Origin of the sequence: Microbacterium sp. S308A+ (genome assembly GCF_049800815.1) — a bacterium.
In the GTDB taxonomy this organism is placed as follows: domain Bacteria; phylum Actinomycetota; class Actinomycetes; order Actinomycetales; family Microbacteriaceae; genus Microbacterium.
In genome coordinates this window covers 83,540-102,003 of record NZ_JBNAFT010000004.1, presented here as the reverse complement: position 1 = coordinate 102,003, position 18,464 = coordinate 83,540, and the positions used below count along the sequence as shown (strand labels likewise).

At 72.0% G+C, this 18,464-nt stretch carries 14 protein-coding genes; 5 read left to right on the top strand and 9 right to left on the bottom strand.

Annotated elements, in window-relative coordinates; translation table 11 throughout:
• Window positions 1-130 precede the first annotated feature (130 nt).
• From ACP15J_RS11730 to ACP15J_RS11715, 4 genes are read left to right on the top strand one after another with little or no spacing between them, the layout of a single operon-like run.
• A complete protein-coding gene (locus tag ACP15J_RS11730; protein WP_424937180.1) occupies window positions 131-2,731 on the top strand; it encodes a DEAD/DEAH box helicase in 2,601 nt (866 codons plus the stop codon).
• Between the two features lie 53 nt (window positions 2,732-2,784).
• The gene (locus ACP15J_RS11725; RefSeq protein ID WP_424937179.1) at window positions 2,785-3,786 is read left to right on the top strand and encodes an ATP-binding cassette domain-containing protein; all 1,002 of its coding nucleotides are present in this window, start codon (window positions 2,785-2,787) and stop codon (window positions 3,784-3,786) included.
• The gene (locus ACP15J_RS11720) at window positions 3,786-5,441 is read left to right on the top strand and encodes an ABC transporter permease (RefSeq protein WP_424937178.1); all 1,656 of its coding nucleotides are present in this window, start codon (window positions 3,786-3,788) and stop codon (window positions 5,439-5,441) included. Before ACP15J_RS11725 ends, ACP15J_RS11720 begins: the two co-directional genes overlap by 1 nt.
• A 60-nt stretch (window positions 5,442-5,501) precedes the next feature.
• Window positions 5,502-6,047, top strand: coding sequence for a GbsR/MarR family transcriptional regulator (locus tag ACP15J_RS11715; RefSeq protein WP_424937177.1), 546 nt, complete (start codon window positions 5,502-5,504; stop codon window positions 6,045-6,047).
• Window positions 6,048-6,286: 239 nt separating this feature from the next.
• Here the strand turns inward: ACP15J_RS11715 and rocD are convergent, their stop codons facing one another.
• The 7 genes from rocD to ACP15J_RS11680 form a co-directional block, all read right to left on the bottom strand.
• Window positions 6,287-7,498 (bottom strand): ornithine--oxo-acid transaminase, encoded by a 1,212-nt coding sequence (gene rocD / locus ACP15J_RS11710; protein WP_424937176.1) that lies wholly within the window; start codon window positions 7,496-7,498, stop codon window positions 6,287-6,289.
• Window positions 7,498-8,376 (bottom strand): dimethylargininase, encoded by an 879-nt coding sequence (ddaH, locus tag ACP15J_RS11705; RefSeq protein WP_424937175.1) that lies wholly within the window; start codon window positions 8,374-8,376, stop codon window positions 7,498-7,500. Before ddaH ends, rocD begins: the two co-directional genes overlap by 1 nt.
• Before the next feature lie 198 nt (window positions 8,377-8,574).
• Entirely contained in the window at window positions 8,575-9,654 is a 1,080-nt protein-coding gene (locus ACP15J_RS11700) for an NAD(P)-dependent alcohol dehydrogenase (RefSeq protein WP_424980948.1), read from the bottom strand.
• A gap of 1 nt (window position 9,655) precedes the next feature.
• On the bottom strand, window positions 9,656-9,886 hold the full coding sequence (locus tag ACP15J_RS11695; protein WP_424937173.1) for a helix-turn-helix transcriptional regulator: 231 nt from the start codon (window positions 9,884-9,886) through the stop codon (window positions 9,656-9,658).
• Complete coding sequence (locus ACP15J_RS11690; protein ID WP_424937172.1) at window positions 9,886-10,332, bottom strand: hypothetical protein; 447 nt, start codon at window positions 10,330-10,332, stop codon at window positions 9,886-9,888. The genes ACP15J_RS11695 and ACP15J_RS11690 overlap by 1 nt, the downstream gene beginning before the upstream one ends.
• A gap of 300 nt (window positions 10,333-10,632) precedes the next feature.
• Window positions 10,633-14,331, bottom strand: a complete 3,699-nt coding sequence (locus ACP15J_RS11685) for a proline dehydrogenase family protein (RefSeq protein ID WP_424937171.1) — start codon at window positions 14,329-14,331, stop codon at window positions 10,633-10,635.
• A 144-nt stretch (window positions 14,332-14,475) separates the two neighbouring features.
• A complete protein-coding gene (locus ACP15J_RS11680) occupies window positions 14,476-15,039 on the bottom strand; it encodes an acyl-CoA thioesterase (protein ID WP_424937170.1) in 564 nt (187 codons plus the stop codon).
• 151 nt (window positions 15,040-15,190) lie between these two features.
• Between ACP15J_RS11680 and ACP15J_RS11675 the strand changes: the two genes are divergently transcribed.
• Window positions 15,191-15,697: an N-acetyltransferase family protein gene (locus ACP15J_RS11675; RefSeq protein WP_424937169.1), complete on the top strand. Its 507-nt coding sequence runs from the start codon at window positions 15,191-15,193 to the stop codon at window positions 15,695-15,697.
• 57 nt (window positions 15,698-15,754) lie between these two features.
• On the opposite strand, the gene ACP15J_RS11670 is transcribed toward ACP15J_RS11675, so the two are convergent.
• Together ACP15J_RS11670 and ACP15J_RS11665 are read right to left on the bottom strand one after the other, a co-directional pair.
• A complete protein-coding gene (locus ACP15J_RS11670) occupies window positions 15,755-17,485 on the bottom strand; it encodes a cytochrome b/b6 domain-containing protein (protein ID WP_424937168.1) in 1,731 nt (576 codons plus the stop codon).
• Window positions 17,486-17,491: 6 nt separating this feature from the next.
• Window positions 17,492-18,463: an electron transfer flavoprotein subunit alpha/FixB family protein gene (locus ACP15J_RS11665; RefSeq protein ID WP_424937167.1), complete on the bottom strand. Its 972-nt coding sequence runs from the start codon at window positions 18,461-18,463 to the stop codon at window positions 17,492-17,494.
• Window position 18,464 lies beyond the last annotated feature (1 nt).

The window sequence follows — 18,464 nt, the reverse complement described above, 5'->3', positions numbered from 1 at the left end:
AGACTGCATCCGCGTCACGAGACCTAGCGCTGTCTCGTGATGCAGATGCAGTCTCGCGGCACGGATCCGGCCACGCCCCGGCCACGCCCGGGCCGCGCGCGGCCGCCGGGGATGGGATGATCGAGGGACCATGTCTGCGCGCCTCGATCCGACCGGTCTCCGCACCGGCGACGGGTCGAGCCCCGACCCCGACGCCGTGTACTCCGCCTTCGTCGGCTGGGCGGAGAAGACCGGGTTCGCGCTGTATCCCGCGCAGGACGAGGCCGTCATCGAGATCGTCTCGGGGCAGAACCTGATCCTGTCGACGCCCACCGGGACGGGCAAGTCGCTCGTCGCGGTCGCCGCGCACTTCGCGGCCCTCGCCGATCGGCGGAGGAGCTACTACACAGCGCCCATCAAGGCCCTCGTGAGCGAGAAGTTCTTCGCCCTCGCCGAGACCTTCGGCCCCGAGAACGTCGGCATGGTCACCGGCGACTCGGCCGTCAACCCCGATGCCCCGATCGTCTGCTGCACGGCCGAGATCCTGGCCAATCTCGCCCTGCGCGAGGGGCCGGGGGCCGACGTCGGGCAGGTCGTGATGGACGAGTTCCACTTCTACGGCGATCCCGACCGCGGATGGGCGTGGCAGGTGCCGCTGCTCTCGCTCCCCCAGGCGCAGTTCGTCCTCATGTCGGCGACCCTGGGCGACGTGACAGGGCTCGCCGCCGACCTCACCCGGCGGACGGCGCGCGAGACCGCGGTCGTCACCGGCGTCGAGCGCCCGGTGCCGCTGCACTACTTCTACGAGACGACGCCGATCCACGAGACGATCGAGGAGCTGCTGAGCACCGACTGCGCGCCGGTCTACATCGTCCACTTCGCCCAGGCCGCGGCCATGGAGCGCGCCCAGGCCCTCGCGAGCGCCAAGATCGCCACCCGCGAGCAGCGCGACGAGATCGCGACGCTCATCGGCGGCTTCCGCTTCACCACCGCCTTCGGCAAGACGCTCTCACGCCTCCTCCGCCTGGGCATCGGCGTGCACCACGCCGGCATGCTCCCGAAATACCGCCGCCTCGTGGAGCAGCTGGCGCAGCGGGGCCTGCTCCGCGTGATCTGCGGCACCGACACGCTCGGCGTCGGCATCAACGTCCCGATCCGCACCGTGCTGCTCACGGCGCTCACCAAGTTCGACGGGACGCGGATGCGGCAGCTCAACGCCCGCGAGTTCCACCAGATCGCCGGGCGCGCGGGACGGGCGGGGTTCGACACCGCGGGGACCGTCGTCGCCCAGGCCCCCGAGCATGAGACCGAGAACCTGGCCGCGATCCGCAAGGCCGGGGACGATCCGAAGAAGAAGCGCAAGATCATCCGGAAGAAGGCGCCGGACGGCTTCGTCTCCTGGGGCGAGCCGTCGTTCCGGAAGCTCGTCGCCGCCGAGCCCGAGCCCCTCGCCTCGCACATGCAGATCACGAGCGCGATGCTGCTGAACGTGATCGGCCGGGGCGGCGACGTCTTCGCGAACGTCCGCGCCCTCGTCTTCGACAACCACGAGCCGCGGGCGCGGCAGCGCGTGCTCGCCCTGCGCGCGATCGGTGTCTTCCGGACGCTTCTCGAGTCGGGCGTCGTCGAGCGGACGCCGGACGGGCAGGTGCGCCTCACCGTCGACCTGCAGCCGAACTTCGCCCTCAACCAGCCCCTGTCGCCCTTCGCCCTCGCCGCCTTCGAGCTGCTGGACCCCGAGTCGCCGACGTTCGCGCTGGACGCCATCTCGATCGTCGAGGCGACCCTCGACGACCCTCGCGCGGTCTTGAGCCAGCAGGAGTTCACGGCCAGAGGCGAGGCGGTCGCGGCGATGAAGGCCGAGGGCATGGAGTACGAGGAGCGCATGGAGGCGCTCGAGGACGTCACCTACCCGAAGCCGCTGGAGGAGCTGCTCGGTGCCGCGTTCGAGACGTTCGGCGCCGCGCAGCCGTGGATCCGTGACTTCACGCTCCACCCCAAGTCGGTCGTCCGCGACATGTACGAGCGCGCGATGTCGTTCGGCGAGTACGTCGCTCTGTACAAGGTCGCACGATCCGAGGGCGTCGTCCTGCGCTACCTGTCGGATGCCTACCGGGCCACCTCCCAGACCATCCCGGAGCATCTGAAGACGGAGGAGCTGCGGAGCCTCATCGAATGGCTCGGCGAGCTCGTGCGCCAGGTCGACTCGTCGCTGCTGGACGAGTGGGAAGAGCTGGTGGGCGGGCGCCCCGCCAGGCACGACGCGGACCCCGTCGTGCCTCCGGCTCCGAGACGGCTCACGAGCAACGCGCGCGCCTTTCGGATCCTCGTCCGCAACGAGCTCTTCCGTCGCGTGCAGCTCGCTGCCAGGGAAGACGTCGAGGCCCTTGCCACGCTGGACCCGGAGTTCGGCGCGGCCGGCTGGGACGCCGCGCTCGACGCCTACTTCGCCGAGCACGACGAGATCCTCACCGGCCCCGACGCCCGGAGCACGGCGCTCCTCCTCCTGGACGAGACCGGCGGTACCGCTGCGGGCTCCCCTGACGCGGACGCGCCCGATACGGGTGCAGGCGGCGGCGAGGAGGAACCGAGGGGCGTCCGAACCGCCGTCGCACGCGTCTGGAGCGTGCGGCAGATCCTCGACGACCCGGCCGGCGACCACGACTGGGGAATCTCGGCGCGGGTGGACCTCGATGCCTCCGACGAGGCCGGCGAGGCCATCGTCACGGTCACGGCGGTCGATCGCCTCTGATCCACCAATTCACTCCCTTCACAAATTTGTGAAATGCGCGTACGCTCGCGGTCATGAACGCGATCATTCGCACGAGCGGCCTCACGAAGCACTACGGCCGCGTCCACGCTCTCGACGGCCTCGACCTGCAGGTGGACGAGGGGCAGGTGCACGGCTTCCTCGGCCCGAACGGCGCAGGGAAGTCCACCACCATCCGCATCCTGCTCGGCCTGGCGCGCAAGACCGGCGGGACGGCTGAGGTCTTCGGCGAAGACCCCTGGACCGCCGCCGTCGCCGTCCATCGACGTCTCGCCTATGTTCCCGGCGACGTGAGCATCTGGCCCAACCTCTCCGGCGGAGAGGCGATCGACCTGCTCGCGCGGCTGCGCGACGCGGACACCCGACACGGCGCCTACCGCGCCGAGCGCTCCCGGCTGGAGGAGGCGTTCCAGTTCGACCCCCGCAAGAAAGGCCGCGCGTACTCCAAGGGCAACCGACAGAAGGTCGCGCTCATCGCCGCCTTCGCCGTGCCCGCCGAGCTCTACATCTTCGACGAGCCGACGAGCGGACTCGACCCGCTCATGGAGGTGATGTTCCGCCGCGAGGTCGCCCGAGTCAAGGCCGCCGGGGCCACCGTGCTGCTCTCCAGCCACATCATGTCCGAGGTCGAACAGCTCTGCGACCGTGTCTCGATCATCCGCGCAGGGACGATCGTGGAGGCCGGTTCCCTCGCCGACCTGCGGCATCTGACCCGGACCGAGGTGTCGTTCGCCGCCGCCGGCCCCTCGGCGCTCGACGGCATTCCCGGAGCCCACGACGGCGCGATCGAGGACGGCCGAGCCCGTTTCACCGTCGACAGCGACCAGGTGCCGCTGGTCCTGCCCGCCCTCGCGGCGCGGCAGGTCGAGGGGTTGCGGATCGAGCCGCCCTCGCTGGAGGAGCTCTTCCTGCGGCACTACGGCGACGACCTCGCCGTGCTGGAGGGAGTGGGATCGACGGCAGGCCGGGACGACGACGGACCGAGCGTGCCGGGCACCCGTGCGGCACGGCGTGCGCACGAGAGGACGGCACGCTGATGTACGCCTCGCCCCCTGCCGCCCGGCGCTCCTCCGGCGCTCCCCTGCGCACGCTCCTGCGGCAACGGATCCGCCGCGATCGTGTCCAGCTGCCGCTGTGGATCCTCGGCACCGCGGCCCTCGCCGGCGCCGCGGTGAGCGGCGCGGCCTCGTCCTACGGCACCGAGCAGGAGCGGACCGAGCTGCTCGCCACGGTCATGGCGAACCCCGTGATCCTGATGTTCCGGGGCCTCCCCTCCGGCGCGGGCGAGGAGGAGTTCACGCTCTTCCTCATCCTGCCCTTCCTCGCCATGATGGCGGCGTTCATGAGCGTCTTCCTCGCCGTGCGGCACACGCGCGGCGACGAGGAGCAGGGCCGCAGCGAGCTGCTCGCCGCCACCTCTGCCGCGCGCCTGCGGCCGCTCGTCGCCACGATCGTCCACGGCCTGGCCGCGAACATCGTGCTCGGCGCCCTGACGGCCGCGGTCTTCACGGGGTCCGGGTTCCCCCTGGCCGGCTCCGTCGTCTCAGGCACGGCGACCGCGGGCGTGGGCGTCTGCCTCCTCGGCGTCGCGTTCACGGCAGGACAGCTCATGCGAACCTCCCGCGGCGCGAACTCCCTGGCGGTGTGGGTCCTCATGGCCGCCTTCGTGATCGCCGGCCTCGGCAACGCCATCGGGACCCCGGACGCCACGCTCACCCGCATGGAGAGCAGCGGGCTCGCCTGGATCTCGCCGTTCGGATGGGCGGAGAACAGCCGGCCGTTCGCGGACGACGCGATCGGCCTCGCGCTGCTGCCGGCAGCCCTCGGCCTCTTCCTGGTCGCCTTCTCGCTCGTGCTGCAGAGCACGCGCGACCTCGGCGAGGGACTCGTGCCGGAGCGGGCGGGACGCGTGCACGCCGGCCCCGGGCTGTCTTCGCCGCTCGGCCTGGTCTGGCGCCTCACCGGCGGCGCGACCCTCGGCTGGGCGGTGGGCGGGTTCCTCACCGGACTCCTCGCGACCAGCCTGGCCTCCGTCATCTCCTCGATCGGCTCCCAGCTGCCCAGCGTGCAACGGATCTTCGAGGCCATGGCCAAGGACGGGAACCTGGAACAGGGCATGGTGGTGATCTTCTACACGATCGTCGGCGTGCTCGCCGCCTGCGCCGCCGTGCAGACGATCAGCCGCGCCCGCCAGGAGGAGGCCCACGGCACCGCCGAGGCGCTGCTCGCGACCGCGGTCGCGCGGGTCCGCTGGCTCGCCGGCTACCTGGCCGTCGCCCTGATCGCTGTCGTCGCCACCGCGGGCATGGCGATCCTGGGATCCCTGCTCGGGGTGGTCGGACGGGGCGAGGCATGGAGCCTCGTCCAGGACGCGCTCGTCGCCGGCCTCGGCCAGGCGCTGGCCGCCGGGGTGTTCCTGGCGGTGGCCGCGCTGCTGTTCGTGCTCATGCCGCGCGGAGCGGTCGCCCTGAGCTGGGCACTCGTGCTCGTCGCGCTCATGCTGGGTCTGTTCGGGCCTCTGCTCGGCGCCGCCGAGGAGGTGACGAGCCTTTCGCCGTTCGCGCAGGCTCCCCTCCTGTCCGGCGACGGCGTCGACGTCAAGGGCCTGTGGTGGCTGCTGGCCGTGGCCGTCATCGGCTCCGGCGGCGCGCTCATGCTCATGCGCTGCCGGGAGCTTCACCCCGCAGGCTGACAGGCCCCGGATCGGCCGACGCCCGGGCGTTCGGCCGATCCGGGGCAGGATGGAGAGACCATGACCCCTCACCCTCCCGAGACCCCCCGGCCGAAGTCCCCGGCACGGAAGACGGCCCCGACGGAAGCCACCGGCACGGAAGAGCACCTCGGGATCGACGCCGCCGAGGAGGCGGCGGCGATGATCGCCGGCGTCGGCTTTCCCCGGATGCCGGGGCGCGTGATGATGGCCCTGATCGCCGCGCCCGCCGAGGGATACACCGCGGCGGACCTCGCCGTGCGCCTGGGCGTGAGCGCCGCGGCCGTGTCCGGAGCGGTGCGCTACCTGCAGACGATCCAGGTGGTGCGCCGGGTGTCGCGGCCGGAGGAGCGACGCGACCGCTACGTGATCGTCCCCGACACCTGGTACGGGCTGATGACGAACAACGGACCGATCTACGATCGCCTCGCCGCGCACATCGAGGCGATCGGGCTCGCGCACGACGACGACCACGCGGCCCGCGACCGCGCCGACGAGATGGCCGAGTTCTTCCGCTTCATGGCGAGGCGGATGCCGCAGCTCATCGACGAGTGGGAGGCGCACCGCGCCGAGCGCCCCGCGCCCTGAGCGCGGCGGCCCGAGGACGTTCAGATGGCTGGGAATCACCCGGATGGCCGAGAATTCCGCCGCGGACGCCCGGCCATCCGGATATTCCTCAGCCATCTGATTCGGTTGACGGGGCCCCCGCCGTTGCCTCGCCCCGACGTGGACGGGCGACCACGCCACCCCGCACGCCACCCCGCGCCCCGAACGGCGGGACGCGCGGCCTCCCCCACCGCGCCGGGCGCAGAGGGGGAGGGCCCGCCTCAGGGGGTGAGCACCACGCGCAGCTGCTCCAGCGCCCAGTCGATCTCCGTCGGGCGGATCACGATCGGGGGCGCGATGCGGATGGTCTGCCCGTGCGTGTCCTTCACGAGCACGCCGCGCTCGAGCAGACGCTCGGCGATCTCGCGTCCGGTGCCCAGCGCCGGGTCGATGTCGACACCGGCCCAGAGCCCGACGACCCGGACCTCGGTCGCACCGTGGCCGAGGAACGGCTCCAGCCCGGCACGCAGATGGTCGCCGAGGGCCTTCGCCCGTTCCTGGAACTCCCCGGACTCGAGCATCTCCACCACGCGCAGGCCCACGGCCGCGGCCAGCGGGTTCCCGCCGAACGTCGAGCCGTGCTCACCGGGGCGGATGACCCCGAGAACGTCCCGATCGCCGACGACCGCGGAGACCGGGAGTATCCCGCCGCCCAGCGCCTTGCCCAGCAGATACAGATCCGGCACGACTCCCTCACGGTCACAGGCGAAGGTCTCGCCCACGCGCCCGAGGCCGGACTGGATCTCGTCCGCGATGAAGAGCACGTTCCGCTCGGTGCAGATCTCGCGGATCCGGCGGAGGTACCCCTCCGGCGGGACGATCACCCCGGCCTCGCCCTGGACCGGCTCGACCAGCACCGCGGCGGTCTCATCGGTGACCGCGGCGACGATCGCCTCGGCGTCTCCGTAGGGGACCACGTCGAACCCGGGCGTGAACGGACCGAAGCCATCGCGCGCGGAGGCGTCATCGCTGAAGCCCACGATCGTCGTCGTACGGCCGTGGAAGTTGCCCGCGGCCACGACGATCCGCGCCTGTCCCTCCGGGATGCCCTTGACCCGGTACCCCCAGGCCCGGGCGACCTTGACACCGGTCTCCACCGCCTCGGCGCCGGTGTTCATCGGCAGCACCAGGTCCTTGCCGCAGAGCCTCGCCAGCGCCGCCGCAAACGGCTCCAGCCGATCGTTGCGGAACGCGCGGCTGGTGAGCGTGATCCGTTCGAGCTGCTCCTGGAGCGCCGCGACGAGGGCCGGATGGCGGTGGCCGAAGTTCACGGCCGAGTAGGCGGCGAGGAGGTCGAGATACCGTTTGCCCTCGGTGTCGGTGACCCAGGCGCCCTCGCCGCGGGCGATCGTCACCGGCAGCGGGTGATAGTTCTCGGCGACGTGGGGCTCGTTGCCGACCCCGGGCTCAGCCACAGCGTGCGAACCGGTCATCAGGCACCGCGCAGTTCCAGCGTGCAGCACTTGATCCCGCCCCCGCCGAGGAGGAGCTCGGAGAGGTCCACCGTGATCGGGTTGTAGCCGCGCTCGCGCAGCTGCCTCTCGAAGCCGATGGCCCGAGGCGAGATGATCACGTTGAGGCCGTCGCTGGCGGAGTTGAGCCCGAACACCGCGCCGTCCTCGTCCGAGACGAGGATCGCGTCGGGGAAGCGCTCCTCCAGGATCGCGCGGCTGGCATCGTCGAATGCGTGCGGGAGGTAGGCGATGTTCGCGCGCTCAGGGCCGCCGTTCTCCGCCCCGACCACGGGGTCGAGCACCGTCAGCGCCGTGTCGAGGTGGTAGAAGCGGGGGTCGACGAGGTTCAGCGAGACGACCTCGCGCCCGAAGACCTCTCCGACCTCGCGGTGGCTGTCTCCGGTGGAGCGGAAGCCGGTCCCGGCCAGGATCACGTCGCCCGCGAGCAGGAAGTCGCCCTCGCCCTCGTTGACCTCCTCCGGCTCGACCGTGTCGAAGCCGTTCGCACGGAACCAGTCGGCGAAGGCGGGGGCCTCGCCGGCCCGCTCCTGGAAGCGGAACTTGGGGACGTAGGCCCGTCCGCCGATCACGAAGCCGCCGTTGGCCGTGTAGACCATGTCGGGGTAGCCCGCGAGAGGATCGATCAGCTCGACCTCGTGCCCGAGCTCGATGTACAGGTCGTACAGCCGCTGCCACTGGGCGACGGCCTTGGCGGTGTCGGTCGGGTTGGCCGGCTCCATCCAGGGGTTGATGGTGTAGCTGACCGTGAAGTGCTCCGGGCGGCACATGAGGTACCGCCGGTGCTGCTGGACTCGGGGAACGGCCGGGGAGATGGTCGTGGTCTCGGGCGTCGACATGGATGCTCCTCTGGAAAGGGATGCGGCGGACGCTGTCCAGGGGCCCGGCGGTCCTTCGACCGGCACTCGGCGAGGATGCTCATCGAGGAGTGCGGGAAGATGCGACACGGGCACGCCGCCGTCCATTCTCTCACCCCGGGCCCCGGCACCGCCAGCACCGCCGGCCCGTCCGTCCGACCGCGTCGGCCGAGCAGGGCGTCAGCCGTCGATGCGGACCACCGTCTTGCCCGCCGCGTGCCCCGCCTCCAGGTGCGCGAGCGCGGCCGGGGCCTCGGCGAACCCCCACACCCGCTCGACCATCGGGGCCAGCCGGCCGGCGGCGACGAGGTCCAGCAACGCCGCGACGACCTCGGGACGCGCCGTGGCCGCGAGCGGCCTGACCGGCCTGCGCGAGCCGATCGACACCGCGGCGGCACGGATCATCCGGGGCACCGGTCCGAGGACCCGGCCTCCGTCGCCGGTCACGAGGACCACGGAGCCGCCGTCTCGCACCAGCCGCTGGAGCGCCCGGACCGGGACACCCCCGGCGACGTCCACGACGGCGTCGAAGTGCGCCCCGGGAAGGTCGCCCAGCGGAGCCGCACGGTGGTCGAAGACGCGCACGGCCCCCGCCTCCTCGACGAGAGCCCTGTTGCGCTCCCCGCAGGTCGCCCAGACCTCGGCGCCCCGTAGCGCCGCCAGCTGCACGGCGAAGATCCCGACGCCTCCGGACGCGCCGAGCACGAGGACACGGGGCACGGACCCGGGTGACGGATCGTCTGCGGCGAGCCCCGGCACCCGGGCGAGCTCCCACGCCTGCCACGCGGTGCCTGCCGCGATGGGCAGGCAGGCGGCGACCTCGGCCGGGACGCCGTCCGGCCTCCGGGCGAGCCGGTCGGCACGCACCGTCGCGAACCGCGCGAGCCCCCCTCCGCCCGGGAGCTCGCCCACGACGGCGTCGCCGACCTGAAGCTCCGAGACGCCGTCGCCCAGAGCGGCCACGGTGCCCGCCACGTCCATGCCCCGGACCGGGTTCTTCGGACGGAACAGCCCGAAGACCGGGCGCACGAGCAGCGGGTCGCCGGCCATGATGCGCACGTCGCCGGCATTCAGCGCCGTCGCCTGCAGGCGGCGCCGCCCCGCCCCCTCGGGGGGGGGGGCCGCGGGTCGCCGCTCCTGGCGCGGCCGGGCGGCGGGGCCGTAGCGGCGCTGCACCCACGCGGGCATCGTGGTCTCCTCCGCCTCCTCGGCCGAAGAGGCGGAGGGCGGCACGGGGGACTCCTGGTCGTCGGTCACCATGTCAGTCCTGTCCTTCCGGGGTGTCGGGGTACTGGAAGAGAGCGTCGAGGGCGACTCCGAAGACCCTCGCGAGCTGGAAGGCGAGCTCGAGCGTCGGTGAGTACTTGCCCTGCTCGATCGCGTTCATCGTCTGCCGCGTCACGCCGATGCGCCGGGCGAGATCGGCCTGCGTCATCCCCGCCTCCTCGCGATGGGCGCGGATGGCGTTGGTCACCCTGGTCGGCTTGACCATCAGACGAGGCCACGGCGGTACGCGATCACACGCGCGAGCCCACCGACGAAGGACGACACCGCGAAGCCGGCGAACATCGTGTTGGCGATCCAGAACACGTCGGCCCGCACCGCGCAGAGCAGGATCACGCCGAGACCGGCGATCACGAGGAACGCGTGCTCCACGCGTCCGCCCATACGGGCGATGTCACGGTCCCGAAGATCCGACACGGTCGCCGCGTCGCGGTCGCGGAGCCCGGCGATCATGCCCCACACGACGGAGAGGAGGATGCTCAGCACGATCGAGCCGCCGATCGCGCCGAGCATCAGCGGCCACCAGTCGACCGCGACGATCGGACCGCCGCCGGCCGCAGCGAGGAGCAGCACGACATAGGCGGAGACGCCGAGCGCCGTCGCGAGGAGCGCCGACCATGCGGTGCGTTCGTGGTAGACCATCGCAGCCTCCATGTAAAGGATTCTTTACATGGAGACTATGGCCCCTCCGAGAGGATGTCAAGAATTATTTACACAGCTCGGCTCGCCAAGGTGCCTGGCCATCGGCGCCTCGAAAAAAGTGAACCCTGTCGGGAGCGAGAGAAAGCGCACTCGACAGGGTCCACTGGCGACGACGAGCCCCCCAGCCCGTCATCGTGCGTCCACTGCCCCCACCCCCCGGTCGCGGCATATCTGGACGCTGACCATAAAACCGGTTGCGGACCACGTTAGACGCTCGCTCGTCGAAACGGAAGAGGAACGCGGCGGAAACGATCAGATCGTCTCCGCGCTCCACGGGTCCGGATTCCCGAACCGGTGCGCCGTGATCGTGATCGACTGCTCGTGCAGGAACGACAGCAGCTCGATCCGCCCGGCCGTCGTCACCTCGCCTCGGTAGACGGCGAGGTCGGGGTCGCCCCCGACGGCCTCGGCGAGCGCGTGGTGGAGGCCCTCGACGGCACCGGCCGAGCCCACCAGGCGCACCCGGCCCGGGCGCGCCAGGACCGGCTCTCCGTCGACGACCGTCGCCGCCTGCGCCGGATCGCCCTCGCGCAGGGCGAAGCGCCGCACCCATTCCTCGTCGGACTCCACGAACACGGGAACGCCCACCTCGCCCAGCACGCGACGTACTCCCGCGGGCAGGCCGACCGGCGTGGAGAGCACGATCTGCGCACCGGTGCGGATCCCTGCGATCGTCACGCGCAGGAGCTCTCGCCACGCGGCATCGCCGGTCGCTCGGATGGCGACCGGAACCGGCCGGTAGCGGAACAGGTTCCGCTCGATCCCGAGACGCGAGACGTCGCGGACCCGGCCGAACTCACGATCCCAGGCCAGGGCGTCCGAGAGCGCGGCCCGACGCAGCCACTCGAAGCCGGGGTAGTCGAGCGAGGGCTGCGCCGCCTCGATGAGCGCGGTGATCCGCGTGTCCAGGCCGCGCAGATGCAACGTGCTCGACGGCGCACCGCCGCCTGTCCCCTGCCAGGAGCCGAGGCCGATCAGATAGTTCGGGCCGCCCACCTTCGCTCCGGCGCCCACCGAGGAGCGCTTCCAGCCTCCGAACGGCTGGCGCTGGACGATCGCCCCGGTGATCCCGCGGTTGACGTAGAGGTTGCCTGCCTGCACCCGATCCAGCCAGAGCGCGAGCTCGTCGGGGTCCTGTGTGCACAGTCCCGCGGTCAGCCCGTAGTCGACCGCGTTCTGCAGTTCGATCGCGCGGGCGAGCGTCGGCGCGTGCATGACGCCGAGCACCGGCCCGAAGAACTCCTCGCGGTGGAACCGGGAACCGGGCTGGACGCCGACGCGGATCCCCGGCGTCCACAGCCGTCCCTCCATGCCCGGATCGTCCGGGGTCTCCTGCATCCGCGGCTTCAGGAGCCACTTCTCGTCCCCCTCGAGGTCGGTGAGCGCCCAGAGGAGCTTTCCCTGCGGACGCTCGATGACCGGGCCCACCTCCGCGAGCGGGTCGGAGGGGAGCCCTACCCGGAGCGACTGCGTGGCGTCCAGCAGCTGACGAGCGAAGCGCTTCGAACGTCCCACGGGCCCGACGAGGATCGCGAGCGAGGCGGCCGAGCACTTCTGCCCCGCGTGGCCGAAAGCGCTCCGCACGAGATCGGCCACGGCGAGGTCGAGGTCGGCGGAGGGCGTGATGATCATCGCGTTCTTGCCGCTGGTCTCGGCGAGGAGCGGGAGATCCGGGCGCCAGCCACGGAACAGCGCCGCCGTGTCCCAGGAGCCGGTGAGGATCACCCGGTCGACGTCGGGATGGGCGATCAGGCGCCGGCCGAGGGCTTCCTCGTCGATGTCGACGAGGGCGAGCACGGCGCGCGGGACGCCCGCGTCCCACAGCGCTGCGGCGATCACGGCCGCACAGCGCCGGGCTTGCGGGGCCGGCTTGAAGACGACGCCCGAGCCGGCGGCGAGCGCGGCGAGCACGCCGCCGGCGGGGATCGCCAGGGGGAAGTTCCACGGCGGCGCGACGATCGTGAGCCGCGAGGGCACGAAGGCGGCCCCCGGCACCGCGTCGAGCTCACGGGCCTTGGCCGCGTAGTACTTCGCGAAGTCCACCGCCTCGCTCACCTCGACGTCGGCCTCCGTCAGGACCTTGCCGGTCTCGGAGGCGGCGACCTCGATCAGCTCGGCGCGACGCGACTCCAGCACGGCCGCCGCCCGAAGGAGGATCTCGGCCCTCTCCGTCGCCGGTCGCGCGCCCCACGGCGCCGCCGCCCCGCGCACGGCGACGATCGTGCGCTCCAGCGTCTCCGGCTCGTCGATCCGCGCCGCGCGCAGGACCTCCTCGCCCGCCGTCGAGCCGGGGATCCGTGCGAAGATCTCCCGCGCCCACTCCCTGTTGGCGGGGAGCGCGGGGTCGCTGTCCGGCGTGTTCGCGAAGCCCGGGGCGCCGAGCGCGACGTAGGCGATGTCCTCCCTGGTCGCGTACACGGCCGTCTCGACGAAGGTGTCGTCCAGACTCCGCTCCGTCGAGCGGGCGATCCCGAGCACCGCCTGGGTCAGTGCGGCGTCGCTCCCCGCGGCGTCGGGGGCACGCACCATGGACTCGTGCACCGGCGCCTTCCGGTCCTGGGTGCGTCGCGGACCGATCCGCAGCCCCGCGTCGGCCGAACGCTCGACCGACGCGGCGAAACGCGCGGCCTCCCTGTCGCGCAGCCCCTTGTCCTCGTGGAGACGGAAGGCCGCGGAGAGGAAGTTCTCCGGGCTCGCGTTCTCCTCCAGCCGCCGCACGAGGTAGCTGATCGCGACATCGAACTCCGCGGGCCTGACGACGGGGACGTAGAGGAGCACAGGGCCGACCTCGCGCGACACGGCAGCGACCTCGCCCTTGGCCATCCCGAGCAGCATCTCGAACTCCACCGCCTCGCGCACGTCCCGATCTCCGGCGAGCAGCCAGGCGTAGGCGATGTCGAACAGGTTGTGCCCGGCGACCCCGAGCCGCACCGCCCTGACCGACTCCGGCCGCAGCGCCTCGGCGAGGCAGCGCAGGTAGTTGGCGTCGGTGTCGACCTTGACGTCGTAGGGCGCCGGCGTCCACCCGTGCAGGCGGGCGTCCACGTGCTCCATCGCGAGGTTCGCGCCCTTGACCAGACGCACCTTGATCCGCGCGCCGCCGTGATCCACCCGGTTCTGCGCCCACGCCGTGAGCTCGCGAAGGGCGGGGAGGGCATCCGGCAGGTACGCCTGCAGCACGATGCCCGCCTCCAGCCGGGCGAGCCGCGGATCCTCGAGGATCCGCGTGAACACCGCGATGGTGAGGTCGAGATCCCGGTACTCCTCCATGTCGAGGTTGACGAAGGTCGCGTCCTCGGCCGCCGTGAGGTACAGCGGGAGGAGGCGAGCGGCGACCTGCTCGACCACCTCGTCGAACGCCCACATCGAGATGCGGCTGACGATCGCCGAGACCTTGACCGAGACGTAGTCGACGTCGGGGCGCCGGATGAGGTCGTGGATGCCGTCCAGGCGCCGCCGGGCCTCCTCCTCGCCCAGGACCGCCTCGCCCAGCAGGTTGAGGTTCAGGCGTGCGCCGTCTTCGCGGAGCTTCGCGATCGCCGGCCCCAGCTTGTCGGGCCGGGCGTCGACGACGAGGTGCCCCACCATCTCGCGCAGGGCGCGACGGGCAAGCGGGACGGTCGGAGCGGGCAGCGACGGGGCGACCGCCCCGCCGACGCGCACGGCGGCACGCAGGTGCCAGGGCAGGAACTCGGGGACGAGCGGAGCGATCCGATGCAGGTTCGCGGCGGCGGCCCCGAGGCTCTCCGGACGCATCACGCCGTCGACGAACCCGAGGGTGAAGGGCAGCCCGTGCGGATCCTGCAGCACGCCGGCGAGACGTTCGGCGGCAGGATCCGCCGGTGCACCGGTGTCGGCCTTCGCCGTGGCGGCCTCTTCGATCCACCGCTGCGCCAGCTCGACGGCTCTGCGTGCGCGATCGCGATCCTCGTCGGCGAGCGTCTGCGGCATCCGTCTCATCCCTCTCTGCGCACCCGGGATCAGGCCCCGGCCACACGTGCTCTCTCCAGCATGACCCGCTTCGTGCTCGGACGTATCGAGGCACGCCCGGCTCCGGAGGGCTGATCGACCTTCAGCCGGCGAGGGATCTCCGGATCAGTCCGTCCAGACGCTCGGAGCGGGGGCCTTCGTCGGCGGCAGAGAAGAGGCCGTGGCCCAGTCGTGGATCCAGTCCGCGACGCCGGGCACTCCCTCGGGGCGCCCGAGCGCGCCGAAGAGCTCTTCGTGCGAGACGGTCCCGCCCGCGCGGCGCAGCATCCGCGCACGCACGATCACGCGCGCGTAGACCTCGCCGTCGACCACGGCGCGGTGCTCCAGGAAAAGCGCCTTGTCGTCGTGCCCCATGAGGCGCGACTCCACGTCGAAGCGCTGCCAGAGCTCGAGCGACTTCCGGAAGGTGACGGTCTCACTCGACACCACCGCGTACCAGCCGCGCTCCTTCATCGCGTCGAAGAGGCCGGTGCGGATCAGCAGATCCCAGCGTCCGAGATCGAACAGCGAGAGATAGCGGCCGTTGTTCATGTGACGCAGGATGTCGAGGTCCGTCGGCAGTGTGGTGAGGCGCACGCGGCCGACCTCGTTCGGTGCGAGCGTCTGCCCTCGACGGGCGCGACGGCGGGCGGCGGAGATCACGAGCAGGGTGCGCCAGATCACGTTCACGAGAGGCGATGGTAGCGAGGGGCGAACGAGAACGCAGATCTGTTGTCGCTCTTCTCTAAGACATCGATGGAGAGCGCCCAGGGCCCCTGAGGCGGACGGGCGGAACACGACTCAATTTCGCGTCTGCGGTGCCTCCGCGTAGAGTCGCCGCATGAGCGCCGATGCCCAGCCTGAGATCATCGTCCGGCCCGTCCGCGATGTGGACGCGGAAGCCCTCGGTCGCGTGCACGCCACCTGCTGGCACGAGACCTACGACCACCTCATCAGCAAAGCCGCCCTCGAGGCCGTGTCGCCCAAGCGTCTCGCCGAGCTGTGGACGCACTGGGCCGCCCAGGGCCCGGACTTCACGATGCGAGCCGCGCTCGTCGACGGCGAGATCGTCGGATTCGTCGGATCCGGTCCCGCCCGCGACAAGGACGCCCCCGCGTTCCGCGAGCTGTACTTCATCTATCTCCTTGACGCCTGGCACGGCACCGGGATCGGGCAGCGGCTTTTCGACGCCGCCGTGGAGAAGGACCAGCCGCTGTACCTGTGGGTCGCCGAGGACAACCCGCGTGCGCACCGCTTCTACGAGCGCAACGGGTTCCACCTCGACGGTGCCACGCACACCGAGCCGTTCCTCGGCGAGACCCTCACCGAGGTCCGTTTCGTCCGCTGACCCGCGGGCGGACGCCGTCCTGTGGGACGCCTTCGCGTTCCGCTGGGCAGAGGCGGGTCAGCGCCCGCTGACGTTGCCGAAGACCTTGGCGATCGGGGCGAGGACGAGCGGGCGGGCCGCGATCCACGCGGCGGCGATCACGACGAGTGAGGCGACGAAGACCCAGAACCCCGTCCATGTGACCGCATCCTGCGCGGCGTACATGTGGTTGAGGTTGCGGAGGAACCCGGTCAGCATCACCAGGGCCACGTGCACGACGATGAATCCCACGAAGTAGAGCATCACGGGGAAGTGCACCGCGCGCGCCCACTCGACCGGGTAGGCCTTCGAGAGCCGTTCGGCCTTCTTCGGCCACATCCCGGACATCCGGAATCCGGTCACGGCAGCAAGAGGCGCGGCGAGGAACACCGTCGTGAAGTAGGCGAGCTGCTGGAGGCTGTTGTAGTTGACCCAGCCGTTCTCGGTCGGCCAGTCGAACGAGACGTACTGCAATGCCGCCGACAGCGCGTTGGGGAAGACCTCCCAGCTGGTCGGCACGATCCGCGCCCAGTGCCCGCTCACGAACAGCAGGACGACGAACACGACGCCGTTCACGAGCCACAGGATGTCCAGCGCCTGGTGGAACCAGAGCGTCAGGCTGATCTTGCCCTTCGGGTTGCCCCGCGGCGTCCAGAACACGGTCGGCCGCTTCTCGCTGCGCACACGGAGCCCGGAGCGGATGATCAGGACCATCAGGAAGACGTTGAAGAAGTGCTGCCAGCCGATCCAGGCCGGGAAGCCGGGAGCCGGGTTCGCCGGGGAGTGGTACTCCCCCGGGAACATGGCGAGGAAGTCCTGCATGAAGGGCAGCGTGAGGAACGCCCGGACGAAGGCGATCGCCGCGCCCGCGACGATCCCGAGACCTGCCGCGGCGAACAGGGCCGCGAACGCCTGTGTCCAGGTCGGGCGGCGGCGCGGCCGCGCGTCCGTCACCCCAGGGCTGGCGGGCGGCGCGGCGGTCCGGCGCGGCGCGGCGCCGGGCCAGACCGTGCGGGTGAACGGGAGAGGGACGGAGAGAGGGACGCCCGACACGGTCGTCCCGACGGAGACGGCGGGAGCCGAAGGGGCCGAGTTCGCGGCGACCGGGGCCGAGTCGGCTGAACCGGCGTCCAGACCGCCTGCGGCCGCAGGAGCAGCGGCGTCGGCGGAAGGAGCGCTTGCGGCGTGCGTGCCCGCGGGCGGCCAGGGCTCTCCGCCGCTCATACGGGGAAGACCCCGGCGCAGAGCGGGCCCGTGCTCGCCAGCCACCGACGCCGCCAGGACCGCGACGGCCGGCGCGTCGTCCGCGACGGCCGCGGAAGGCGCGGCACCGGTCGCGGCCGGGGCAGAGCCGGCCGGCACCGGAGGGGAACCCGCCGACGTGACGTCGACGCTGACACCGGTCGCGGCGCCAGCTGTTCCGGCGGGGGCTGCGGCCGAGGCCATGCTGACCGACGGCCAGGGCTCACCCCCGGCGATACGCGGGAGGCCGCGCCGCACGGCGACGGGCGCCTCCACCGCTCGGGCCGCCGATGCGGACGGACCCGTCTGCGCAGCGGTCGCAGCCGTCTCCTCCCTCGGCGCCGAGGGTGCGGGCGAACCCGTCGACGCGGCGACCACGCTCACGGCATCGGTCGCGGCCGGGACGGAAGCGGTGACGGCAGCCGCGACGGCGTCCGCCTCGGCAACATCGGCCGAGATCCCGGCCGGCGGCCATCCCTCGCCACCGGCGACGCGGGGAAGCCCCCACCGCAGCATCCGCTCAGCCATCGGCCGCTACTTCTTCCGCGCCCGCAACGCCTCGACCACCTGCGGCACCACCGTGAACAGGTCGCCGACGATGCCGAAGTCGGCGACGTCGAAGATCGGCGCGTCGCCGTCCTTGTTGATCGCGATGATCGTCTTGGACGTCTGCATGCCCGCCCGATGCTGGATCGCACCGGATATGCCGAGAGCGACATACAGCTGCGGCGAGACCGACACCCCGGTCTGGCCCACCTGATGGGCGTAGGGGATGTAGCCCGCGTCGACGGCCGCACGGGATGCCCCGATCGCCGCCCCCAGCTCGTCGGCGAGCTCCTCGACCAGCGCGAAGCCCTCCTTCGACCCGAGGCCCCTGCCCCCGGAGACGACGGCCCGAGCGCCTCGCAGCTCAGGACGGGAGGAGGCCGCCTCGATCGCCTCGATCATGCCGGCGGTGGCGGCGGGAGCACCGGACGAAGGCGCCTCGAGCTCCTCGATGCGCAGCTCCTGCGCCTCGGCACGAGCGTCGACGGCTCCCTGCCGGAGCGTGACCACCGGAGGGCCGAAGGTCGGAGCGGAGTCGACGAGGAACGCGCCGCCGTAGACCGAATGATGCGCCACGACGCCCTCGTCGTCGCGGGAGACGCCGACGGCGTCGACCGAGAGCGCAAGCCTCTCGCGCACCGCGAGGCGCCCGGCGACGTCGCGCCCGGCGATCGAGTTCGAGACGAGCACGGCGTCGGGGCGCACGGTCGCGAAGGCGGCCTGCAGCGCATCGACGACAGGCACGGTGAGGGTCCCGGCGTCTGCGGCGGCGACGAGGACCTTTGTCGCCCCTGCGGCGGCAGCGGCCTCCGCAGCGGCCTGGGCGCCCCCGGCGGGAGCGGCCACCAGAGCGACCGGCGTGCCGAGCTGGGCCGCGGCCCCCAGGAGGCCGGCGGTGCTGGGAGCCGCCTCCCCGGAGGGCATGACGTCGACGAGGACGAGGATCGTGTTGTCGGTCATC

What these genes read in the sequence shown, in the direction of transcription:
- ACP15J_RS11700 (WP_424980948.1), bottom strand. Translation starts at nt 9,654, where the DNA reads ATGGTGACCGACGACCAGGAGTCCCCCGTGCCGCCCTCCGCCTCTTCG.
- ACP15J_RS11720 (WP_424937178.1), top strand. Translation starts at nt 3,786, where the DNA reads ATGTACGCCTCGCCCCCTGCCGCCCGGCGCTCCTCCGGCGCTCCCCTG.
- rocD (WP_424937176.1), bottom strand. Translation starts at nt 7,498, where the DNA reads ATGACCGGTTCGCACGCTGTGGCTGAGCCCGGGGTCGGCAACGAGCCC.
- ddaH (WP_424937175.1), bottom strand. Translation starts at nt 8,376, where the DNA reads ATGTCGACGCCCGAGACCACGACCATCTCCCCGGCCGTTCCCCGAGTC.
- ACP15J_RS11730 (WP_424937180.1), top strand. Translation starts at nt 131, where the DNA reads ATGTCTGCGCGCCTCGATCCGACCGGTCTCCGCACCGGCGACGGGTCG.
- ACP15J_RS11690 (WP_424937172.1), bottom strand. Translation starts at nt 10,332, where the DNA reads ATGGAGGCTGCGATGGTCTACCACGAACGCACCGCATGGTCGGCGCTC.
- ACP15J_RS11695 (WP_424937173.1), bottom strand. Translation starts at nt 9,886, where the DNA reads ATGGTCAAGCCGACCAGGGTGACCAACGCCATCCGCGCCCATCGCGAG.
- ACP15J_RS11715 (WP_424937177.1), top strand. Translation starts at nt 5,502, where the DNA reads ATGACCCCTCACCCTCCCGAGACCCCCCGGCCGAAGTCCCCGGCACGG.
- ACP15J_RS11675 (WP_424937169.1), top strand. Translation starts at nt 15,191, where the DNA reads ATGAGCGCCGATGCCCAGCCTGAGATCATCGTCCGGCCCGTCCGCGAT.
- ACP15J_RS11670 (WP_424937168.1), bottom strand. Translation starts at nt 17,485, where the DNA reads ATGGCTGAGCGGATGCTGCGGTGGGGGCTTCCCCGCGTCGCCGGTGGC.
- ACP15J_RS11665 (WP_424937167.1), bottom strand. Translation starts at nt 18,463, where the DNA reads ATGACCGACAACACGATCCTCGTCCTCGTCGACGTCATGCCCTCCGGG.
- ACP15J_RS11685 (WP_424937171.1), bottom strand. Translation starts at nt 14,331, where the DNA reads ATGCCGCAGACGCTCGCCGACGAGGATCGCGATCGCGCACGCAGAGCC.
- ACP15J_RS11725 (WP_424937179.1), top strand. Translation starts at nt 2,785, where the DNA reads ATGAACGCGATCATTCGCACGAGCGGCCTCACGAAGCACTACGGCCGC.